Raw genomic sequence first — 16836 nt, 5'->3', positions numbered from 1 at the left:
ATCCCTTGGGGGGAACCGGGCGCGCCTCGCGCCCGTCCCACCGGTGTCCCCGGCCACGGCGGGGCCATCCGGCCCGAAGGAGCAGACGGTGACCAGTACCGAACGACCTCAGGACAGCGGCGAACGGGGCGGCGCCCGCCCGGGGGCGCGGCGATCCCCGCTCGCGATCGTGTCGGTCGCGGCGGCGGTGCTGCTCGCGGGTGGCGGTGGGGCGTACTACGCCACGACCGCGTCGGACGGCGGTGGGGACAAGCGGGCGGCGCGCGGGGGTGATCTGGATCCGCCGCCCCTGGCGCTGGGCGCCGGCGGGGAGGCGGCGGCGCCGGCCGGCCGTCTCGCGGACCCCGGCCCGGGCATCGCGCCCGGTGAGCCGAGCCCGTACGGCGTCGAGTACCACGCGGCGGGCCCGCTGCCCGAGGGACCCGGATCGGCCGCCGTACACCGTCCCGAGGGGTCCGTCGCGGCGGCCGACGTGGCGCGTCTGGCCAAGGCCCTGGGAGTGGCCGGTACGCCCGAACTCTCCGGTACGGCCTGGAAGGTCGGCGGGCGGAAGGACGGTTCGGGCCCGCTGCTCAGCGTCGACAGGCAGGCGCCCGGCGACTGGACGTTCGGCCGCTTCGGCTCCGCGCCCGGCGGTGACGACTGCCTCAAGGGCAAGGAGTGCCCGAGCGGTGGCGGCGGTGTGGCCGGCGCCAATCCCGTCGTACCGCCGGACGGGGCCGGACCGGTGAGCGAGGAGGCCGCGAAGAAGGCGGCTGCGCCCGTGCTGGAGGCGCTCGGCCAGCAGGACGCGGCGCTCGACGCGGGCCAGTTGATGGGCGCCGTACGGGTGGTGAACGCCGCACCGGTGATCGGCGGACTGCCGACGTACGGCTGGTCGACCGGCATCCAGATCGGCGCGGACGGCCAAGTCATGGGCGGCAGCGGGAAGTTGAAGGAGCCCGCGCGGGGCGACGAGTATCCGGTGGTGGGCGCGGCGGAGGCGCTGAAGCTGCTGAACGGTTCCATGAACGCGCCGGGCACGGGCGGGATCGGCGGCTGCGCGTCGGCGGTGCCGCACAAGGACGGGCGGGAGCCCGCCGCTCCGTGCGAGCCGAAGGGCAGGGGCGGGGAGCCGGCGGAGCCCACGCGGGTGGAGGTGGACAAGGCCGTCTTCGGTCTGTCCGCGCGGCAGGTGGACGGGCGGCCCGCGCTCGTACCGGCGTGGTGGTTCGAGGTGGTGGGCACCGGGAGCGGGCCCACGTCGACCGTCACTCGAACGGCGGTACTTCCCGAGTATCTGACGCAGGACGGCGAGGGCGTCGGCGGCGGGAGCGGCACGGACGGGGGCGGCACCGACGTGGTGCCGCCCGTCGAGCCAGCCCCGAAGGACCCTCAGGAGGAGCCGCAGGAGGGGGAGCGGCGCGAAGGCCCGCCGGTCGAGACGTACAGCGCCGACGGCAGCGCCTTGAGCGTGCGCTTCGTCGGCGGCGTGTGCGGTGAGTACTCCCTGCGGGCGGACGAGAGCGGGTCCACGGTCACGGTGGAGGTGGTGGACTCCGCGCCGCCCGGAGGCGTCTGTGTCTCGATGGCCAAGAGCTTCACCGAGAAGGTGACCCTGGACCGCCCGCTCGGGGACCGGAAGGTCCTGGACGCGGTCACGGGTGAGGCGCTGCCCTCACGGAAGTAGCGGGAGCGCCGGGCCACCGGCGTACGCGGAAGGGGGGGGGGGCCCCCAGGGGGGGGGGCGGCAGTCCTTTAGGGGTGCGCGCGGTGCCGGGGACGGGGTGGGGTCTGCGGCAGGGGTGGGGCGCGCCCCTCAGGTATTTGGCGGGCGGCCCGTGCCACGGGCGTCCGCGGAGGGCGGCGGTCCCCCAATGGGGGGCCGCCGCCTTCCGTTCTGCGTTCAGCTCGGTCCGCGGTCAGCGGTCGACGATCAGCTGAAGGAGTCGCCGCAGGCGCAGGAGCCGGAGGCGTTGGGGTTGTCGATCGTGAAGCCCTGCTTCTCGATGGTGTCGACGAAGTCGATGGAGGCGCCACCCAGATACGGGGCGCTCATCCGGTCGGTAACGACCTTGACGCCGCCGAAGTCCTTGACGACGTCGCCGTCCAGCGAGCGCTCGTCGAAGAAGAGCTGGTAACGGAGACCGGAACAGCCGCCGGGCTGGACCGCGACGCGCAGCGCGAGGTCGTCCCTGCCTTCCTGGTCGAGCAGGGCCTTGACCTTGCCCGCGGCGGCATCGGACAGGAGGATGCCGTCGCTCACGGTGGTGGTCTCGTCCGATACGGACATCTGCTTCTCTCCCGGGGTGGGGCCTCCCCGCCGAGGCAGGGGAAGTACGGACTCAATTAGCGGCAGTTACAACCGGTACGGCCGCGGATTCATTCCCGGCCCCGCCGCTCGTCTCGTCTGCCGTCCTTCTGTCGAGCTGTCGAGCTTCTGTTGTTCTTCTCTGTTTTCCCCTTCATGCTCGCACACCCTGCTCCGGAGCGGGATGTGCCGTGTTCCCCGGGAATGCGTCACATCGACGCTATCGACATCGTCAAAGTGACGTGAAGGGGTTATGATAGATAACGTCAATTAGACGAAAAGGCTCCTCCGCAGAGAAGAAAGGGTGCGTGACGTGACCACGGCCCAAGCTCGTCAGGATCTCGATGTCCAGCCCACGCCCCTCGCACTGCTCCTGCTCGGCCGTGAGGCCGACACCCGGAGCGAGCGCGGCGTGGAGTGCCCCGGTGATCTGCCGTCGCCGTCCGACCCGGACCTGGTCGAACGCGCCCGCGCGGCGAAGGAGAAGCTCGGCGGGAAGGTCTTCGTCCTCGGCCACCACTACCAGCGCGACGAGGTCATCCAGTTCGCGGACGTGACCGGGGACTCGTTCAAGCTGGCCAGGGACGCGGCGGCGCGCCCCGACGCCGAGTACATCGTCTTCTGCGGTGTCCACTTCATGGCCGAGTCGGCGGACATCCTGACGGCCGACGACCAGAAGGTCGTCCTGCCCGACCTCGCCGCGGGCTGCTCCATGGCGGACATGGCGACGGCCGAGCAGGTCGCCGAGTGCTGGGACGTGCTGACCGACGCCGGTATAGCCGAGGGGGTCGTCCCCGTCTCGTACATGAACTCCTCCGCCGACATCAAGGCCTTCACCGGCAGGCACGGCGGCACGATCTGCACCTCCTCCAACGCCGCACGCGCCCTCGAATGGGCCTTCGAGCAGGGCGAGAAGGTCCTCTTCCTCCCCGACCAGCACCTCGGCCGCAACACCGCCGTGCGGGATCTGGGGATGTCCCTGGAGGACTGCGTCCTCTACAACCCGCACAAGCCGAACGGCGGTCTGACCACCGAGGAGCTGCGGAACGCGAAGATGATCCTGTGGCGCGGGCACTGCTCCGTGCACGGACGGTTCTCGCTGGACTCGGTCGACGACGTCCGCGAGCGGGTTCCCGGGGTCAATGTGCTGGTCCATCCGGAGTGCCGGCACGAGGTGGTCTCCGCCGCCGACCACGTCGGCTCGACGGAGTACATCATCAAGATGCTGGAGGAGGCGCCGGCCGGTTCCAAGTGGGCCATCGGCACCGAACTGAACCTGGTGCGACGGCTGGCGAACCGATTCGCCGCCGACGACAAGGAGATCGTCTTCCTCGACAAGACGGTGTGCTTCTGCTCGACGATGAACCGCATCGACCTGCCGCACCTGGTGTGGACGCTCGAATCGCTCGCCGACGGCAAGGAGATCAACCGGATCCAGGTCGACAAGGAGACGGCGGACCTCGCCCAGCTGGCGCTGGAGCGGATGCTGGCGCTGCCGTAGCCCCAGCCATAGCCGTACGGCGCTGTCCGCGGCGTGATCCGGAACAGCGGTAAGGGGCGCCCGCCAATGGCGGGCGCCCCTTACTGACCTAACGCCCGGAATCCCGGTCAGACGTTGACCGGCTGAGCCGGAGGCGCCTCGGAGGCCGGCGACGTACCGCCACCGACGTTCCCGTCACCCGACTTCTTGGCGCGCTTCGCCGCCTTCTTGCCGGCACGGCGCTCCTTGCGGAGCTCGACCATCGTGTACAGCGTCGGCACCAGCAGCAGCGTCAGCAGCGTCGACGACAGCAGACCGCCGATCACCACCACGGCCAGCGGCTGGCCGATGAAGCCACCCTCGCCGGTGATCCCCATCGCCATCGGAAGCAGCGCGAAGATCGTGGCCAGAGCGGTCATCAGGATCGGCCGCAGCCGGTGCCTGCCGCCCTCGACGACCGCCTCGATCACCCCGAGGCCCTGCCTCCTGTACTGGTTGATCAGGTCGATGAGCACGATCGCGTTGGTCACCACGATGCCGATCAGCATCAGCATGCCGATCATCGCCGGCACACCCAGCGGCGTACCGGTGAGAAGCAGCAGACCGATCGCGCCGGTCGCCGCGAACGGGATGGAGACCAGCAGGATCATCGGCTGGATCAGCGACTTGAACGTGCCGACCAGCAGCATGAAGACGATCGCGATGGCCGCCAGCATGGCGAGCCCCAGCTGGAGGAACGCCTCGTCCTGGTCCTCGGAGACACCGCCGATGGAGGCGGTCGCACCCTCCGGCAGATCGAGCCCGTCGATCTTGGACTGGAGCGTCGCGCCGATCGCGCCGGTGTTGTCGCCCTCGGGCTTGGCGGTGATCGTCGCGGCCGTGGAGCCGTCGATCCGGGTCTTCGACAGCGGACCCGGCGCCAGCTCGACGTCGGCGATCTGACCGAGCTTCACACCGCCGAGCGGCAGCTCCTTCAGCTCGTCGAGCGTCTTGGCGGGCTTGGCGGACGTGACGTACACGTCGCGCTCGGTGTCACCGAGAATCGCCTTGCCGGACGGCGTACCGCGTACGGCCTGGCCGACGGCCATACCGAGCGTGGCGTCGTTGAATCCGGCCTCGGCCGCCGCGGGCTTGGCCTTGACCGAGATACGCGGGATGCTCTGCGCCAGGTCGCTCTGGACGTCGGTGACGTCGTCGATGCTCGCGACCTCCTCGCGCACCTGCTCGGCGGCGCTCGCCAGGGTCTTCGCGTCGGGCGCCTTGACGACGACGCTCAGGTCCTGGGCGCCGAAACCGTCGCCGGCCGTGATGTTCGTGTCACCGATGCCGTCGAGCTTGCCGAGGGCCTCGTCGATGGCGTCGCTGGTGTCCTCGTACGTCCCCGAGTCCTTCAGGGTGATCTGGTACGACGCCTGGTTGGCACCGGTACCGCCGCCGAACGCCGCCATGAAGCCGGACGAGCCGACGGTGACCTGGTACTCCTTGATCTCGTCGATGCCGTCGAGGGTCTTCTCGACCTTCTTCGCCGCCGCGTCGGCCGCCTCCAGGCTGGTGCCGGGAGCCAGTTCCTGCTTGACGGTGAGGACTTCCTGCTCGCCCTGGTCGAAGAAGTTGGTCTTGAGCAGCGGCGCCATGCCCAGGGTGACGAGCAGGACGACGAACGCCAGGACGACGCTCGTGATCCGGCGCCGGGTCGCGAAGCCCAGCACCTTGACGTACATCCGCTGCATACGGCTGGTGGACTCCTTCTCCTCCGCGATCCGGCGGGCCTCGGCGGGGTCCATCCCGCGTACGGCCTTCGGGGCGCGCAGGAACCAGTACGAGAGCACCGGTACGACGGTGAGCGAGACGAGCAGCGACGCCAACAGGGCCGCCGTGATCGTCAGCGAGAACGAGCCGAACAGCTCGCCCACCATGCCGCCCACGAGGCCGATCGGCAGGAACACCGCGACCGTGGTGAGCGTCGAGGCGGTGACCGCGCCCGCGACCTCCTTGACCGCCGAGGTGATCGCGAACTCGCGCTCCTCGCCGTAGCCCAGGTGCCGCTTGATGTTCTCCAGCACCACGATCGAGTCGTCGACGACGCGTCCGATCGCGATGGTGAGCGCGCCCAGGGTGAGCATGTTGAGCGACAGGTCACGGGTCCACAGCACGATCAGCGCGAGGACGACCGAGAGCGGGATGGAGACCGCCGTGACCAGGGTCGAGCGGATCGAGGCCAGGAAGACAAGGATCACCAGGATGGCGAAGACGAGACCGAGCGCACCCTCGGTCGTCAGGCCGGAGATCGACTTGGAGACCGCCGGGCCCTGGTCGCTGACCACGGTCAGATCGGCGCCCGCGCCGAGGTCCTTGCGCAGGTCGGGCAGCTGGTCCTTGACGGCGTCCGAGATGGTGACGGCGCTGCCGTCGTTGTCCATGGTGGCCATCACGGCGAGGCTGGGCTCACCGTTCGTACGGGTCAGCGACGCCGCCGCGGCCGGCTCCTGCTCGACGGTGGCGATGTCACCCAGGCGTACGGGCTCACTCGCCCCGCCGCCGTCGGGGGCGCCGGGTGCCGGGCCGCCGACCCGCAGGTCCTCGATCTGCTCCAGGGAGGTGAAGCCGCCGCCCACCTGCACGGTGCGGCTCTTGCCGTCCTCGGAGAACGAACCCGCCGGGACGGTCGCGCCGCCCGCCTTCAGCGCCTCCGAGAGCGCGACGGTGTTCAGGCCCGCGGCCGCGAGCTTCCTGTCGTCGGGGGTGACGGAGACCTGGAGGTCCCTGACACCGTCGATGGTGACCTGGCCGACGCCGTCGATGCCTTCGAGCGCCGGGACGACCGTGCGCTCCAGCCGGTCGGCGAGCGCCTGCTGGTCCTCGTTGGAGGTGGCGGCGAGGACGACGGTGGGGATGTCGTCCGTCGAGCCGGCGATCACCTGCGGGTCGACGTCGTCGGGAAGCTGGGGCCCTGCCCGGTTCACCGCCTGCTGGATGTCGGCGACCAACTGCTGCGAACCGTCACCGCCGAAGTCGAAGCTGGCCATGATCACGGCGCTGCCCTCGCTCGCCGTGGAGGTGACGCCAGTGATGCCGTCGACGGACTCGAGTGAGGCCTCGATCGGCTCGACGACCTGCTTCTCGACCACGTCGGGCGAAGCGCCCTGGTAGGGGGCGAGAACCGAGACCATCGGAAGCTCGATGGAAGGCAGCAGCTGCTGCTTGAGCTGGGGGATGGCGATCGCCCCGAAGACGAGCGCGATGATCGATATCAGCCCTATGAGGGCCCGTTGCGCGAGGCTGAATCTGGACAGCCAGGACATGGGGTCTCTCTTCTGTGGTGTACGCGTGCAGAAGGGCGCAGGGGCCCGTCTATACGATCTGCCATCCGGCAGTGCTGTTCCGTCGAACCCCAGGGCCATTTCCTTACGCGCGGCATACCGCGCCTGGAGTAGTGACCCCCGGGAGCTACTCCACCCTTGGACGTACCAGGCCCGATTCGTAGGCGATTACCACCAATTGAGCCCGATCGCGTGCCCCCAATTTCGCCATGGCCCGGTTGACATGGGTCTTGACGGTGAGCGGACTGACGACCAGCCGCTCCGCGATCTCGTCGTTGGAGTGACCGCCGGCGACGAGGACGAGGACTTCGCGCTCGCGGACCGTCAGGGCGGCGAGCCTCTTGGAGTACGCGGCCGAGTCGGGTCCCTCGCCCGCGCTGCCGCCCTGGGCCAGGAAGGTGGCGATGAGCCCCTTCGTCGCGACCGGCGACAGCAGCGCCTCACCGGCCGCGGCGATACGGATGGCGTTGAGGAGTTCCTCGGGCTCGGCCCCCTTGCCGAGGAAGCCGGCCGCCCCCGCCCGCAGCGACTGCACCACGTACTCGTCGACCTCGAACGTCGTCAGCATGACCACCCTGACCCCGTCCAGCTCGGGATCGGCGCTGATCATCCGGGTGGCCGCGAGACCGTCCGTACCGGGCATCCGGATGTCCATCAGGACGACGTCGGCCTTCTCGGAGCGGGCCAGCGCCACGGCCTCGGCCCCGTCGGCGGCCTCGCCCACGACCTTCATGTCCGGCTCCGAGTCCACCAGCACCCGGAACGCGCTGCGCAGCAGCGTCTGGTCGTCCGCGAGCAGCACCCTGATCGTCATGTGTCCTCCCCCGTGCGGGCCTTGACCGGCAGTATCGCCTGCGTACGGAAGCCGCCCCCGTGGCGGGGGGCCGCCGTGAGGGTGCCGCCCAGCGCGGTGACGCGCTCGCGCATCCCCAGCAGGCCGTGGCCGCTGCCGTCGGCGGGCTCGCCGGTGCCGGTGCCGTCGTCCAGGACGGTCACCTCGACGGTCGGGCCGACCCGTACGACGCTCACCTCGGCCTTCGCGCCGGGGCCCGCGTGCTTGCGCACATTGGTCAGCGCCTCCTGGATGATGCGGTACGCCGCGAGGTCGACGGCGGCGGGCAGCCGCGAGACCGCGTCGCCGTGGGCCACCTCCACGGGCAGGCCCGCGTGCCGGAAGGTGCCGACGAGCTCGTCGAGCAGGGCGAGGCCGGGGGCCGGTTCCGTGGGGGCGGCGGGGTCGCCGGACTGGCGCAGCAGACCGACCGTGGCGCGCAGCTCGTTGAGCGCGGAGCGGCTGGCCTCCCGTACGTGCGCGAGCGCCTCCTTGGCCTGGTCGGGGCGCTTGTCCATGACGTGCGACGCGACGCCCGCCTGGACGTTGACCAGCGCGATGTGGTGGGCGACGACATCGTGCAGATCCCGGGCGATCCGCAGCCGCTCCTCGGCGACCCGGCGGCGCGCCTCCTCCTCACGGGTGCGTTCCGCCCGCTCCGCCCGCTCCCGTATGGCGTCGACGAAGGCGCGGCGGCTGCGTACGGCGTCGCCCGCGGCGCTCGCCATCCCGGTCCAGGCGAAGATGCCGAGGTTCTCCTGCGTGTACCAGGGAGTGGGACCCGAGACCATCGCGGCGACGGTCAGTGTGGCCATGGTGGCGAGGCCGACGCGCCAGGTGGTGTGGCGGTCGGTGCGCGAGGCGACGGTGTACAGCGCGACGACGGCGCTCATCGCGGCCGGCGAGACCGCGTCGTTGGCCAGCAGCTCGGTGACGCTCACCGCCGCGGTGAAGACGAGCACGGCGAGGGGGTTACGGCGCCGGAGGACGAGCGCGCCGGCCCCGAGGGCCATCAGGCCCACGCTGGGCAGCCCGGGGGCCTCCTGGCCGAAGGCGGGGAGGGCGTCGTGCCGGGAGCGCGGGTCGGCGAACGCGCCCACGATCATGCACACCAGCACGGCCGCGGCCAGCCCGGCGTCGAACGCGAGGGGGTGGGCCCGCAGCCAGCTCCTTACGCGTTCGAGGCCGGTTCCGAGTGAGGTCACAACCGGAACGGTACGGCGTGTGGGGCCGAACAGGTGAGACCCGTTCACCGACGGGCTTCCCCGGCGCCCCTCCCAGGGGGTCGCCCGCCGGGGACAGCACGATGCCCCGGGCCATGGGGCACGGGGCATCGGGAGTGCTGGAGCGGGCTGGGCGGAACGGCCGGAGAGGTCAGGGAGAGGGGATCAGACCGTCGTCGCTGAGCAGTGCGCGGACTTCTTCGATCGTGGCGCCCGGGGCGGGCAGAATCAGGTCCGACGGCTCCAGGGAGTCGTCGGGCACCGCCTCGCCCAGCTCGCGCACCTTGGCGAGAAGCGCGTGGAAGGTCCGGCGGAAGCCGTCACCGTCGTCCGCGTTGATCTCGGCGAGGAGATCGTCGTCGAGCTTGTCCAGTTCGGCCAGGTGGCTGTCCGCGAGCTCCACCTGGCCTTCCCCCATGATCCGTACGATCATGACGCGCCCTTAGCTCTTGTCGAATTTATTCGGACTCTGCGAGGGCTGGGCGCTGTCCTGCTGCTCGCCCTTGCCACCCTCGATGGCCTGCTGCTGCGACGACGGACCGCCCGCCAGCTCGGCCTTCATCCGCTGAAGCTCCAGCTCTACATCCGTACCACCGGAGATCCGGTCCAGCTCGGCGGCGATGTCGTCCTTCGCCAGCCCCGAGTGGTCGTCCAGGGCGCCCGACGCCAGCAGCTCGTCGATCGCGCCCGCCCGCGCCTGGAGCTGCGCGGTCTTGTCCTCGGCCCGCTGGATGGCCATGCCGACGTCGCCCATCTCCTCGGAGATACCCGAGAAGGCCTCCCCGATCCGGGTCTGCGCCTGCGCGGCCGTGTACGTGGCCTTGATGGTCTCCTTCTTCGTACGGAAGGCGTCGACCTTGGCCTGAAGACGCTGGGCCGCGAGAGTGAGCTTCTCCTCCTCGCCCTGCAGCGTCGTGTGCTGCGTCTCCAGATCACTGACCTGCTGCTGGAGCGCGGCGCGACGGGACAGCGCCTCACGCGCCAGGTCCTCACGGCCGAGCGCCAGCGCCTTGCGGCCCTGGTCCTCCAGCTTGGTGGACTGGCCCTGGAGCTGGTTCAGCTGCAGTTCCAGCCGCTTGCGCGACGTGGCCACATCGGCGACACCGCGCCGTACCTTCTGAAGCAGCTCAAGCTGCTTCTGGTACGAGTAGTCAAGGGTCTCGCGCGGATCCTCAGCCCTGTCCAGGGCCTTGTTGGCCTTCGCGCGGAAGATCATCCCCATACGTTTCATCACACCGCTCATGGGCTTCGCGCGCCCCCTTCTGACGGACTCCGGATCCAGCACTCCAACAGAACCCACAGTACGGGCCCTGCCTCTATTACCGCACTGTTCGGGCACGGATGGGCTCATCCCCAAGGACGACTGGCCCCCAATCTCGCTCCGGCGCAGGGAGTAGGTGACCTTCGGGGGCAGTGGGCGCTTAGTCCCCTCTGCACCAGTACAGACGTCCGCCGTTGCCGGATCGTTCCCCGCGGGGGTGGGTCACCCGGGCGGCACCCCGTACCCTTGGGCTTTGTGTTCCGTAGCCGCTCCAAGGACGAGAAGGCCCCCACCGGCAAGGTGACGGCGGACCTCTCCACGCAGACCCGAGACCCGCAGGCCCCGAAGGGCCGCCCGACACCGAAGCGCAGTGAGGCCCAGACGCAGCGTCGCCGTGCCTCGACGACGCCGACCGACCGCAAGTCGGCGATGAAGAGGCAGCGCGAGGCACGCCGTATCGATCTGGCCAAGCAGCGCGAGGCGCTGGCCAGCGGTGACGAGCGCTACCTGCCGGCCCGCGACAAGGGCCCGGTGCGCCGGTTCGTCCGTGACTACGTGGACGCGCGTTTCTGCATGGCCGAGTTCTTCCTGCCGCTCGCGGTGATCATCCTCGTACTGAGCATGGTCCGCGTCGGTCAGCTCCAGAACATCGCGCTGCTGCTCTGGCTCGGCATCATCGTGCTGATCGTCGTCGACTCCATCGGCATCTGGATCCGGCTGAAGAAGCAGCTCGCGCTGCGCTTCCCGGACGAGCCGAAGCGCGGCGCCATCGCCTACGCCCTGATGCGCACGCTCCAGATGCGCCGGCTGCGCCTGCCCAAGCCGCAGGTCAAGCGCGGGGACCGGCCCTGAGCACTGGGGTATCCGGCGTCCCGGGCGGCCCCGGCGGGCTGCGGAGCGTCGTCCGCCAGGAGCTGGTCTCCCGGCAGCTCGACGAACAGCTGGCCTCCCGCTACCCGGTCGGACAGCGGCTGCGGGTCCTGGACGTCGGCATGGGCCGGGGCGGCCAGGCGCTGCGGCTGGCGCGCGCCGGGCACACGGTGACCGGGCTGGAGTCCGATCCGGAGATGATGGCCTCGGCGCGGGACTCGCTCGAAGCCGAACCCGCCGGCATCCGTGAGCGGGTCACCCTGGTCGAGGGCGACGGCCTCCAGACCGGGGTGCACTTCCTGCCGGGCAGTTTCGACGTGGTGCTCTGTCACGGCGTGCTGATGTACGTCGAGGAGCCCGACGCCATGCTCGCGGGGCTGGCCAGGATGCTCGCGCCCGGCGGCCTGCTCTCGCTCCTCGTACGGAACGCGGACGCGCTGGCGCTGCGGCCGGGGATCACCGGGGACTGGGCGGGGGCGCTCCACGCCTTCGACTCCCCCACCTACACCAACCGGCTGGGGCGGCCGGTCCGCGCGGACCGGCTGGCCGCGCTGACGGCCACGCTCGCCGGCATCGCGGCGCCGCTGAACACCTGGTACGGGGTGTGCGTCTTCTCCGACACCATGTCCGGCGACGCGGAGCTCCCGCCCGAGGCCGAACTGGACCTGCTGCTGGCCGCGGAGGACCGGGCGGGGCGCACGGAGCCCTACCGGAGAGTCGCGGCGCTGCTGCATCTGTGCGGCGTACGCGGATGACGACGCCGCGGTCGGGTACGCGTGCCCGCCGCGCGTCCTGACGGCCCGCCGAATCCGCCCTCTTCTTCAAGAGGACTCGGGGGAACGGCCCGTCCCCGGGCGCCGGACGGGCCGCCGGGCGCCTGAGGACGGACACGGCTGTCAGGTCTCGTCCGGGGCGCTCTCCGGATCGGCCTGAAGGCTCATCGGCCCGTAGATCTTCTCGTCGTCCTCGAACAGGATCACCTGGTCCGCGCCGCCCTCCAGCAGTTCCTTCCAGGCCTCACCGATCCAGGACTCGGCGTCGCCCTGCGTGGTGAACTCCTCCGGCTCCACGGCCGGCTGGACCTCCGTCCCGTCGGCCTTCTCGAACCGCCACGTCCACGCCATGTCCGCCTCCCGGGCCCCGCCGAATGATCTGTTTGCTGCCCGCAGCGTAGCCGGGCGCGCACCCAGCGCGGTGACACGGGAGGATCATCCGCGTGGAACTGACTCTGCTCGGCACCGGAGCCCCTGACGGGCTCCCCCGCGCCCACTGCCCCTGCGCGTCCTGCGCCACCGCCCGGGGCCCGCTCGCGCGCGCGGCGACCGCGCTGCTCGTGGACGGGGCGGTGCTGCTCGACCTCACCCCGGGCGCCGCGCTCGCCGCCGCGCGGGCCGGGCACTCACTGGCGGGCGTACGGCAGGTGCTGCTCACGCACCCGCACGAGGGCCCGGCCGTCGAGCTGCCCGCCGGACTGCCCACGGCCGGACGGGTCGCCGACGGACGGGTGTTGACGCTGATCAGCGGACACCGGGTGCGGGCCGTCCCGATGGACTCCCCCGGCACGGGGTACGAGGTGACGGCCCCCGACGGCGAGCGGCTGCTGTATCTGCCGCCGGGCGGCGCGCCGGCGGGGCTGTCGGCCGCCGACGGCGACTCGGAGGGCGCGAAGGCCTCCGGCCGGGGCGGGGGCCGCGCCGCGCGGGACGCCGGGGGCGCCCCGTACGACATGCTCCTCGTGGACGTGGTCGGCCGCCCGGACGCCCTGGCGCGGCTGCGGGCCGCCGGGGCGGTGGGGCCGGGCACCGACGTCATCGCCGTCCACATCGGCCACGACGTGCCGCCCGGCGCGGAGTTGGACCGCAGGCTGGCGGCGGCGGGCGCGCGGGCGGTGCCGGACGGGACGACGCTGACGGTCGGCGAGTACCACGACGTACCCGATCTGCCGCGCCGCACCCTGGTGACGGGCGGCGCGCGCTCGGGGAAGTCCGTCGAGGCCGAACGGCGGCTGGCCGCCTTTCCCGGTGTGCTGTACGTCGCGACCGGCGGCGCCCGTGAGGGCGACCCGGAGTGGCGGGCCCGCGTCGCGGCCCACCGTGACCGCCGGCCGGGGTCCTGGCGGACGGCCGAGACCTGCGACCTCGTCCCCGTGCTCACCGACGAGGGCCCGCCGGTGCTGATCGACTGCCTGTCGCTGTGGCTGACCGACGCGATGGACCGGGTGGGCGCCTGGGACGACGGGGCGTGGGCGGCGGGCGGCGAGCAGGCGCTGCGCGAGCGGACGGACGAGCTGGTCGGCGCGGTGCGGGCGGCGCGGCGCACGGTGGTCCTGGTGACCAACGAGGTCGGCTCCGGAGTCGTGCCGGCGACGGCGTCCGGCAGGCGCTTCCGGGACGAGCTGGGGCGCCTGAACGCGGCCGTGGCGGCCGAGTGCGAGCACCTCCTGCTGGTCGTCGCCGGGCAGGCCCTGCCGCTGCGCGGCTGACGGCGGGCGGGCCGCTGCGAGGGGCCGGGGTGCCGGTACTGTTCGGCGAATGAGCTCGCTGAATCTCGACGACTTCTCCGATCTGATCGAGCGCCCCGACGGCGGTCTGCGGCGTGACGCCGAGGAACGCCGCGAGCGGCTGACCGTCCCGTCCGGCGCGCTGGGCCGGCTCGACGAACTGGCCGAGTGGCTCTCGGCCGCGCAGGCGACCGTGCCCGTCACCGCCGTCGAGCGGCCGCGTGTGGTGCTCTTCGCCGGTGACCACGGTGTCGCCGCCCTCAATGTCTCGGCGCGCCCCGCGGGCAGCGCGCACCGGCTGGTCCGCGCGGTGCTGGAGGGCGAGAGCCCGGTGGCCGTGCTGGCGCGCCGCGCGGGGGTGCCGGTACGGATCGTGGACGCCGGTCTGGACTGCGATCCGGAGCTGCTTCCCACGGAGGTCGTACGCCACCGGGTGCGGCGCGGCAGCGGCCGTATCGACGTCGAGGACGCGCTGACGATCGAGGAGGCCGAGGCGGCCGTACGGCTCGGGATGGCGATCGCCGACGAGGAGGCCGACTCCGGCACGGACCTGGTCGTCCTCGGCGATCTGAGTGTCGGCGGTACGACGGCTGCGTCCGCCCTCATCGCGGCGCTGTGCGGCACGGACGCGTCCGTGGTGACCGGGCGCGGCGGCGCGGGGATCGACGACCTGGCGTGGATGCGCAAGTGCGCGGCGATCCGCGACGCGCTGCGCCGGGCCCGGCCGGTGCTGGGCGACCAGCTGGAGCTGCTGGCGACGGTGGGGGGCGCGGATCTGGCGGCGACGACCGGGTTCCTCCTGCAGAGCGCGGTGCGGCGGATGCCGGTGATCCTGGACGGCGTGGTCTCGGCGGCCTGCGCGCTGGTGGGCCAGCGGGCGGCGTTCCGGGCCCCGGACTGGTGGCTGGCGGGCCAGGTGAGCGGCGAGCCCGCCCAGGCGAAGGCACTGGACCGTATGGCGATCGAACCGCTGCTCGACCACGGGGTGGTGGTGGGCGAGGGCACGGGCGCGCTGCTGGCCCTCCCGCTGGTCCAGGCGGCGGCGTCCCTGGCGGCGGAGCTGCCGGAACGCCCGGAGCCGGCCGAGCCGTCGGCGGTCGAGGACATCACGTAGGACCGGTCGGGCCTCTCCCCCGGAACCGTGCTCGGACCGGCCGTACCCGGACCGGTCCGGGTACGCGGAGATCCGCCCGGCAGGGCCTACGCGCCTTCCTCGTCCGGGGCGCCGCCGATCCAGTCCTGGACGCGGCGGCGCGGGGTCGACCAGCGGCGGACACGGCGGTACTCGCGCAGCGTCATCCGGGCGCGCGCCCGGTGGCGGCGTCGGTAGAAGCGGCGCGCCCAGACCGAGCCCGGCCGCGCCAGCCGCAGGGCGCCGAGGATCGCCACCGGGGGCACCAGCGTGCCCACGAGCGCCATCCACAGCTTGCCCTTGGACAGCGCGATCAGGACGAAGACGAAGCTGGAGCCGAGGGTCAACAGCAGCGAGGTCCGGTCCTGGCGTTCCTCCTGGGACAGCGAGTCGACGCCCAGGGGCGAGAAGCCGCTCAGGACGAGGAGGGCCAGCGCGGCGGCGAGGACCACGACCTCCACGCTCTGCCGGCCCTGCTCGGTCCAGTACACGTCGTCCAGATGCAGGATCAGCGCGAACTCGTCGAGGACCAGACCGGCGCCGACGCCGAAGATCACGGCGCACACCGCCGCGCCCACCCCCGATCTGGCGCTGCCGACCGCGCCGAAGCCGCCGATCACCATGAGCACCACACCGGGCACCACATGGTGGATGTGCGTCCCGCCCGACCCGATGTTGCGGAACGGGCCCCTGCCCGCGCGGATCAGCCGGGTGATCGTCCGGGTGACGGCGAAGGTCAGGACGAAGGAGGCCAGTACGAGCAGCATGGGGACCTTGCCCGGCTCGACGAAGTTCTGGTGGAACCAGGAACCCATGCCGCCCGCCTCCGCTCCGACCGTGTGAACCACGGCCCTTTTGTACGCCTATGGGCAACTTACCGGCCGACCGGCCGACTTCGGCGCACACCCCGCCCCGGCTACCCTTCGCGCGATGAGCGCCCCACGTACGACGCGAGCCGCGGCCGACGGCATACGGTTCGCCTTCGGCACCCTCACCGCGCTCCCGGTCCGCGTCACCCGCTGGGACCGGGAGGCCGCCCGCGCCGGGATGCTGGCGGCGCCGCTGGCCGGTCTCACCGTGGGCCTGTGCGCCGCGGCCCTCGGCGGCGTACTGCTCCTGGCGGGCTCCGGGCCGCTGCTCGCCGCCGTGGCCACCACCGCCGTCCCCGCCGCGCTCACCCGGGGCCTGCATCTCGACGGTCTCGCCGACACCGCCGACGGGCTCGGCAGCGCGAAACCGGCCGAGGACGCGCTGCGGATCATGAAGCGGTCGGACATCGGGCCGTTCGGTGTGATCACCCTGCTGCTCGTGCTGCTGGCACAGGTGGCCGCGCTGACGGAGCTGTACGACGAGGGCTGGGCGTACGGCGCGGCCGCCGCCTGCGTCGCGGCCGTCACCGCGCGGCTCGCCCTGACGCTGGCCGCGCGTACCGGCATACCGCCCGCCCGCCCCGACGGGCTCGGCGCCACCGTCGCGGGCTCGGTGCCCGCCCGGTCCGCCCTGCTGGCGTCACTGCTGGTGGCGGCCGTCGTGGCGGCGGCGTGCGGCGGACTGTTCGGGGGGTACGGCGCTCTCCACCACACGCTGGCCCTCGTGGCCGGTCTCGGCGCCGCCCACTCGCTGCTCACTCACTGCGTGCGCCGCTTCGGCGGCGTCACCGGGGACGTCTTCGGCGGCCTCGCCGAGACGGCGGCCACCGCGACTTTGATCGTTCTGACCCTGGGGTGAGGCTGCGCCGACCGGGGCCCGCCGCAAGGCTTCTGACGGAGCGTCAGCCAGCCCCGCGCCGACCGGGCCGGGCCGCCCCCGCGACCGGAGGAGAACACCGAGCGTAGGCTCGTTCCAGGTGCTCCGCGGGCCGAATTACGATGCGGTGGGCACGGCCGGCCCTGCGAACGACCGGCTTCCGCCGAATGAACTTCTATGGA

The 16836-nt window shown here is 72.1% G+C and carries 15 protein-coding genes; 7 read left to right on the top strand and 8 right to left on the bottom strand.

Features of this window, described 5'->3' with window-relative positions; genetic code table 11:
• Nucleotides 1-88: 88 nt before the first annotated feature.
• Nucleotides 89-1669 carry a hypothetical protein gene (locus ACFWU9_RS07345; RefSeq protein WP_384315421.1) on the top strand — a complete coding sequence of 527 codons (1581 nt, stop codon included), beginning with the start codon at nt 89-91 and terminating at the stop codon, nt 1667-1669.
• A gap of 246 nt (nt 1670-1915) precedes the next feature.
• Here the strand turns inward: ACFWU9_RS07345 and ACFWU9_RS07340 are convergent, their stop codons facing one another.
• The gene (locus tag ACFWU9_RS07340; protein ID WP_023542295.1) at nt 1916-2272 is read right to left on the bottom strand and encodes an iron-sulfur cluster assembly accessory protein; all 357 of its coding nucleotides are present in this window, start codon (nt 2270-2272) and stop codon (nt 1916-1918) included.
• A 322-nt stretch (nt 2273-2594) separates the two neighbouring features.
• Between ACFWU9_RS07340 and nadA the strand changes: the two genes are divergently transcribed.
• Nucleotides 2595-3791, top strand: a complete 1197-nt coding sequence (nadA, locus tag ACFWU9_RS07335) for a quinolinate synthase NadA (RefSeq protein WP_384315420.1) — start codon at nt 2595-2597, stop codon at nt 3789-3791.
• Nucleotides 3792-3898: 107 nt separating this feature from the next.
• Here the strand turns inward: nadA and ACFWU9_RS07330 are convergent, their stop codons facing one another.
• The 5 genes from ACFWU9_RS07330 to ACFWU9_RS07310 form a co-directional block, all read right to left on the bottom strand.
• Nucleotides 3899-7072 (bottom strand): efflux RND transporter permease subunit, encoded by a 3174-nt coding sequence (locus ACFWU9_RS07330; protein WP_384315419.1) that lies wholly within the window; start codon nt 7070-7072, stop codon nt 3899-3901.
• Between the two features lie 145 nt (nt 7073-7217).
• A complete protein-coding gene (locus ACFWU9_RS07325; RefSeq protein WP_384315418.1) occupies nt 7218-7904 on the bottom strand; it encodes a response regulator in 687 nt (228 codons plus the stop codon).
• Entirely contained in the window at nt 7901-9127 is a 1227-nt protein-coding gene (locus ACFWU9_RS07320; protein WP_384315417.1) for a sensor histidine kinase, read from the bottom strand. The genes ACFWU9_RS07325 and ACFWU9_RS07320 overlap by 4 nt, the downstream gene beginning before the upstream one ends.
• A gap of 169 nt (nt 9128-9296) precedes the next feature.
• Nucleotides 9297-9578, bottom strand: a complete 282-nt coding sequence (locus ACFWU9_RS07315; protein WP_384315416.1) for a hypothetical protein — start codon at nt 9576-9578, stop codon at nt 9297-9299.
• Between the two features lie 9 nt (nt 9579-9587).
• The gene (locus ACFWU9_RS07310; RefSeq protein ID WP_384315415.1) at nt 9588-10388 is read right to left on the bottom strand and encodes a PspA/IM30 family protein; all 801 of its coding nucleotides are present in this window, start codon (nt 10386-10388) and stop codon (nt 9588-9590) included.
• Nucleotides 10389-10661: 273 nt separating this feature from the next.
• Here ACFWU9_RS07310 and ACFWU9_RS07305 point away from each other — a divergent pair, with 273 nt between their 5' ends.
• Complete coding sequence (locus ACFWU9_RS07305) at nt 10662-11258, top strand: DUF3043 domain-containing protein (RefSeq protein WP_384315414.1); 597 nt, start codon at nt 10662-10664, stop codon at nt 11256-11258.
• Nucleotides 11255-12031 carry a class I SAM-dependent methyltransferase gene (locus tag ACFWU9_RS07300; protein ID WP_384315546.1) on the top strand — a complete coding sequence of 259 codons (777 nt, stop codon included), beginning with the start codon at nt 11255-11257 and terminating at the stop codon, nt 12029-12031. The genes ACFWU9_RS07305 and ACFWU9_RS07300 overlap by 4 nt, the downstream gene beginning before the upstream one ends.
• Before the next feature lie 141 nt (nt 12032-12172).
• On the opposite strand, the gene ACFWU9_RS07295 is transcribed toward ACFWU9_RS07300, so the two are convergent.
• Nucleotides 12173-12400, bottom strand: a complete 228-nt coding sequence (locus ACFWU9_RS07295; RefSeq protein WP_384315413.1) for a hypothetical protein — start codon at nt 12398-12400, stop codon at nt 12173-12175.
• Nucleotides 12401-12492: 92 nt separating this feature from the next.
• Here ACFWU9_RS07295 and ACFWU9_RS07290 point away from each other — a divergent pair, with 92 nt between their 5' ends.
• Nucleotides 12493-13758 (top strand): bifunctional adenosylcobinamide kinase/adenosylcobinamide-phosphate guanylyltransferase, encoded by a 1266-nt coding sequence (locus tag ACFWU9_RS07290; RefSeq protein WP_384315412.1) that lies wholly within the window; start codon nt 12493-12495, stop codon nt 13756-13758.
• A gap of 49 nt (nt 13759-13807) precedes the next feature.
• Nucleotides 13808-14890: a nicotinate-nucleotide--dimethylbenzimidazole phosphoribosyltransferase gene (cobT, locus tag ACFWU9_RS07285; RefSeq protein ID WP_384315411.1), complete on the top strand. Its 1083-nt coding sequence runs from the start codon at nt 13808-13810 to the stop codon at nt 14888-14890.
• A gap of 86 nt (nt 14891-14976) precedes the next feature.
• Here cobT and ACFWU9_RS07280 read toward each other — a convergent pair whose 3' ends face one another.
• Nucleotides 14977-15723 carry a hypothetical protein gene (locus ACFWU9_RS07280; RefSeq protein WP_384315545.1) on the bottom strand — a complete coding sequence of 249 codons (747 nt, stop codon included), beginning with the start codon at nt 15721-15723 and terminating at the stop codon, nt 14977-14979.
• Nucleotides 15724-15838: 115 nt separating this feature from the next.
• Here ACFWU9_RS07280 and ACFWU9_RS07275 point away from each other — a divergent pair, with 115 nt between their 5' ends.
• Nucleotides 15839-16636, top strand: a complete 798-nt coding sequence (locus tag ACFWU9_RS07275) for an adenosylcobinamide-GDP ribazoletransferase (RefSeq protein WP_384315410.1) — start codon at nt 15839-15841, stop codon at nt 16634-16636.
• Nucleotides 16637-16836: the final 200 nt, after the last annotated feature.

The sequence above is a fragment of the Streptomyces sp. NPDC058653 genome, from assembly GCF_042716895.1.
Classification (GTDB): Bacteria; Actinomycetota; Actinomycetes; order Streptomycetales; family Streptomycetaceae; genus Streptomyces.
The sequence above is the reverse complement of the archived record's forward strand: the minus strand, read 5'-3'. Positions and strand labels throughout refer to the sequence as shown.

Bases quoted from the DNA above. Each gene is read 5' to 3' on its own strand.
- ACFWU9_RS07340 (WP_023542295.1), bottom strand. From the start codon at position 2,272: ATGTCCGTATCGGACGAGACCACCACCGTGAGCGACGGCATCCTCCTG.
- ACFWU9_RS07330 (WP_384315419.1), bottom strand. From the start codon at position 7,072: ATGTCCTGGCTGTCCAGATTCAGCCTCGCGCAACGGGCCCTCATAGGG.
- ACFWU9_RS07325 (WP_384315418.1), bottom strand. From the start codon at position 7,904: ATGACGATCAGGGTGCTGCTCGCGGACGACCAGACGCTGCTGCGCAGC.
- ACFWU9_RS07315 (WP_384315416.1), bottom strand. From the start codon at position 9,578: ATGATCGTACGGATCATGGGGGAAGGCCAGGTGGAGCTCGCGGACAGC.
- ACFWU9_RS07310 (WP_384315415.1), bottom strand. From the start codon at position 10,388: ATGAGCGGTGTGATGAAACGTATGGGGATGATCTTCCGCGCGAAGGCC.
- ACFWU9_RS07295 (WP_384315413.1), bottom strand. From the start codon at position 12,400: ATGGCGTGGACGTGGCGGTTCGAGAAGGCCGACGGGACGGAGGTCCAG.
- cobT (WP_384315411.1), top strand. From the start codon at position 13,808: ATGAGCTCGCTGAATCTCGACGACTTCTCCGATCTGATCGAGCGCCCC.
- ACFWU9_RS07280 (WP_384315545.1), bottom strand. From the start codon at position 15,723: ATGGGTTCCTGGTTCCACCAGAACTTCGTCGAGCCGGGCAAGGTCCCC.
- ACFWU9_RS07275 (WP_384315410.1), top strand. From the start codon at position 15,839: ATGAGCGCCCCACGTACGACGCGAGCCGCGGCCGACGGCATACGGTTC.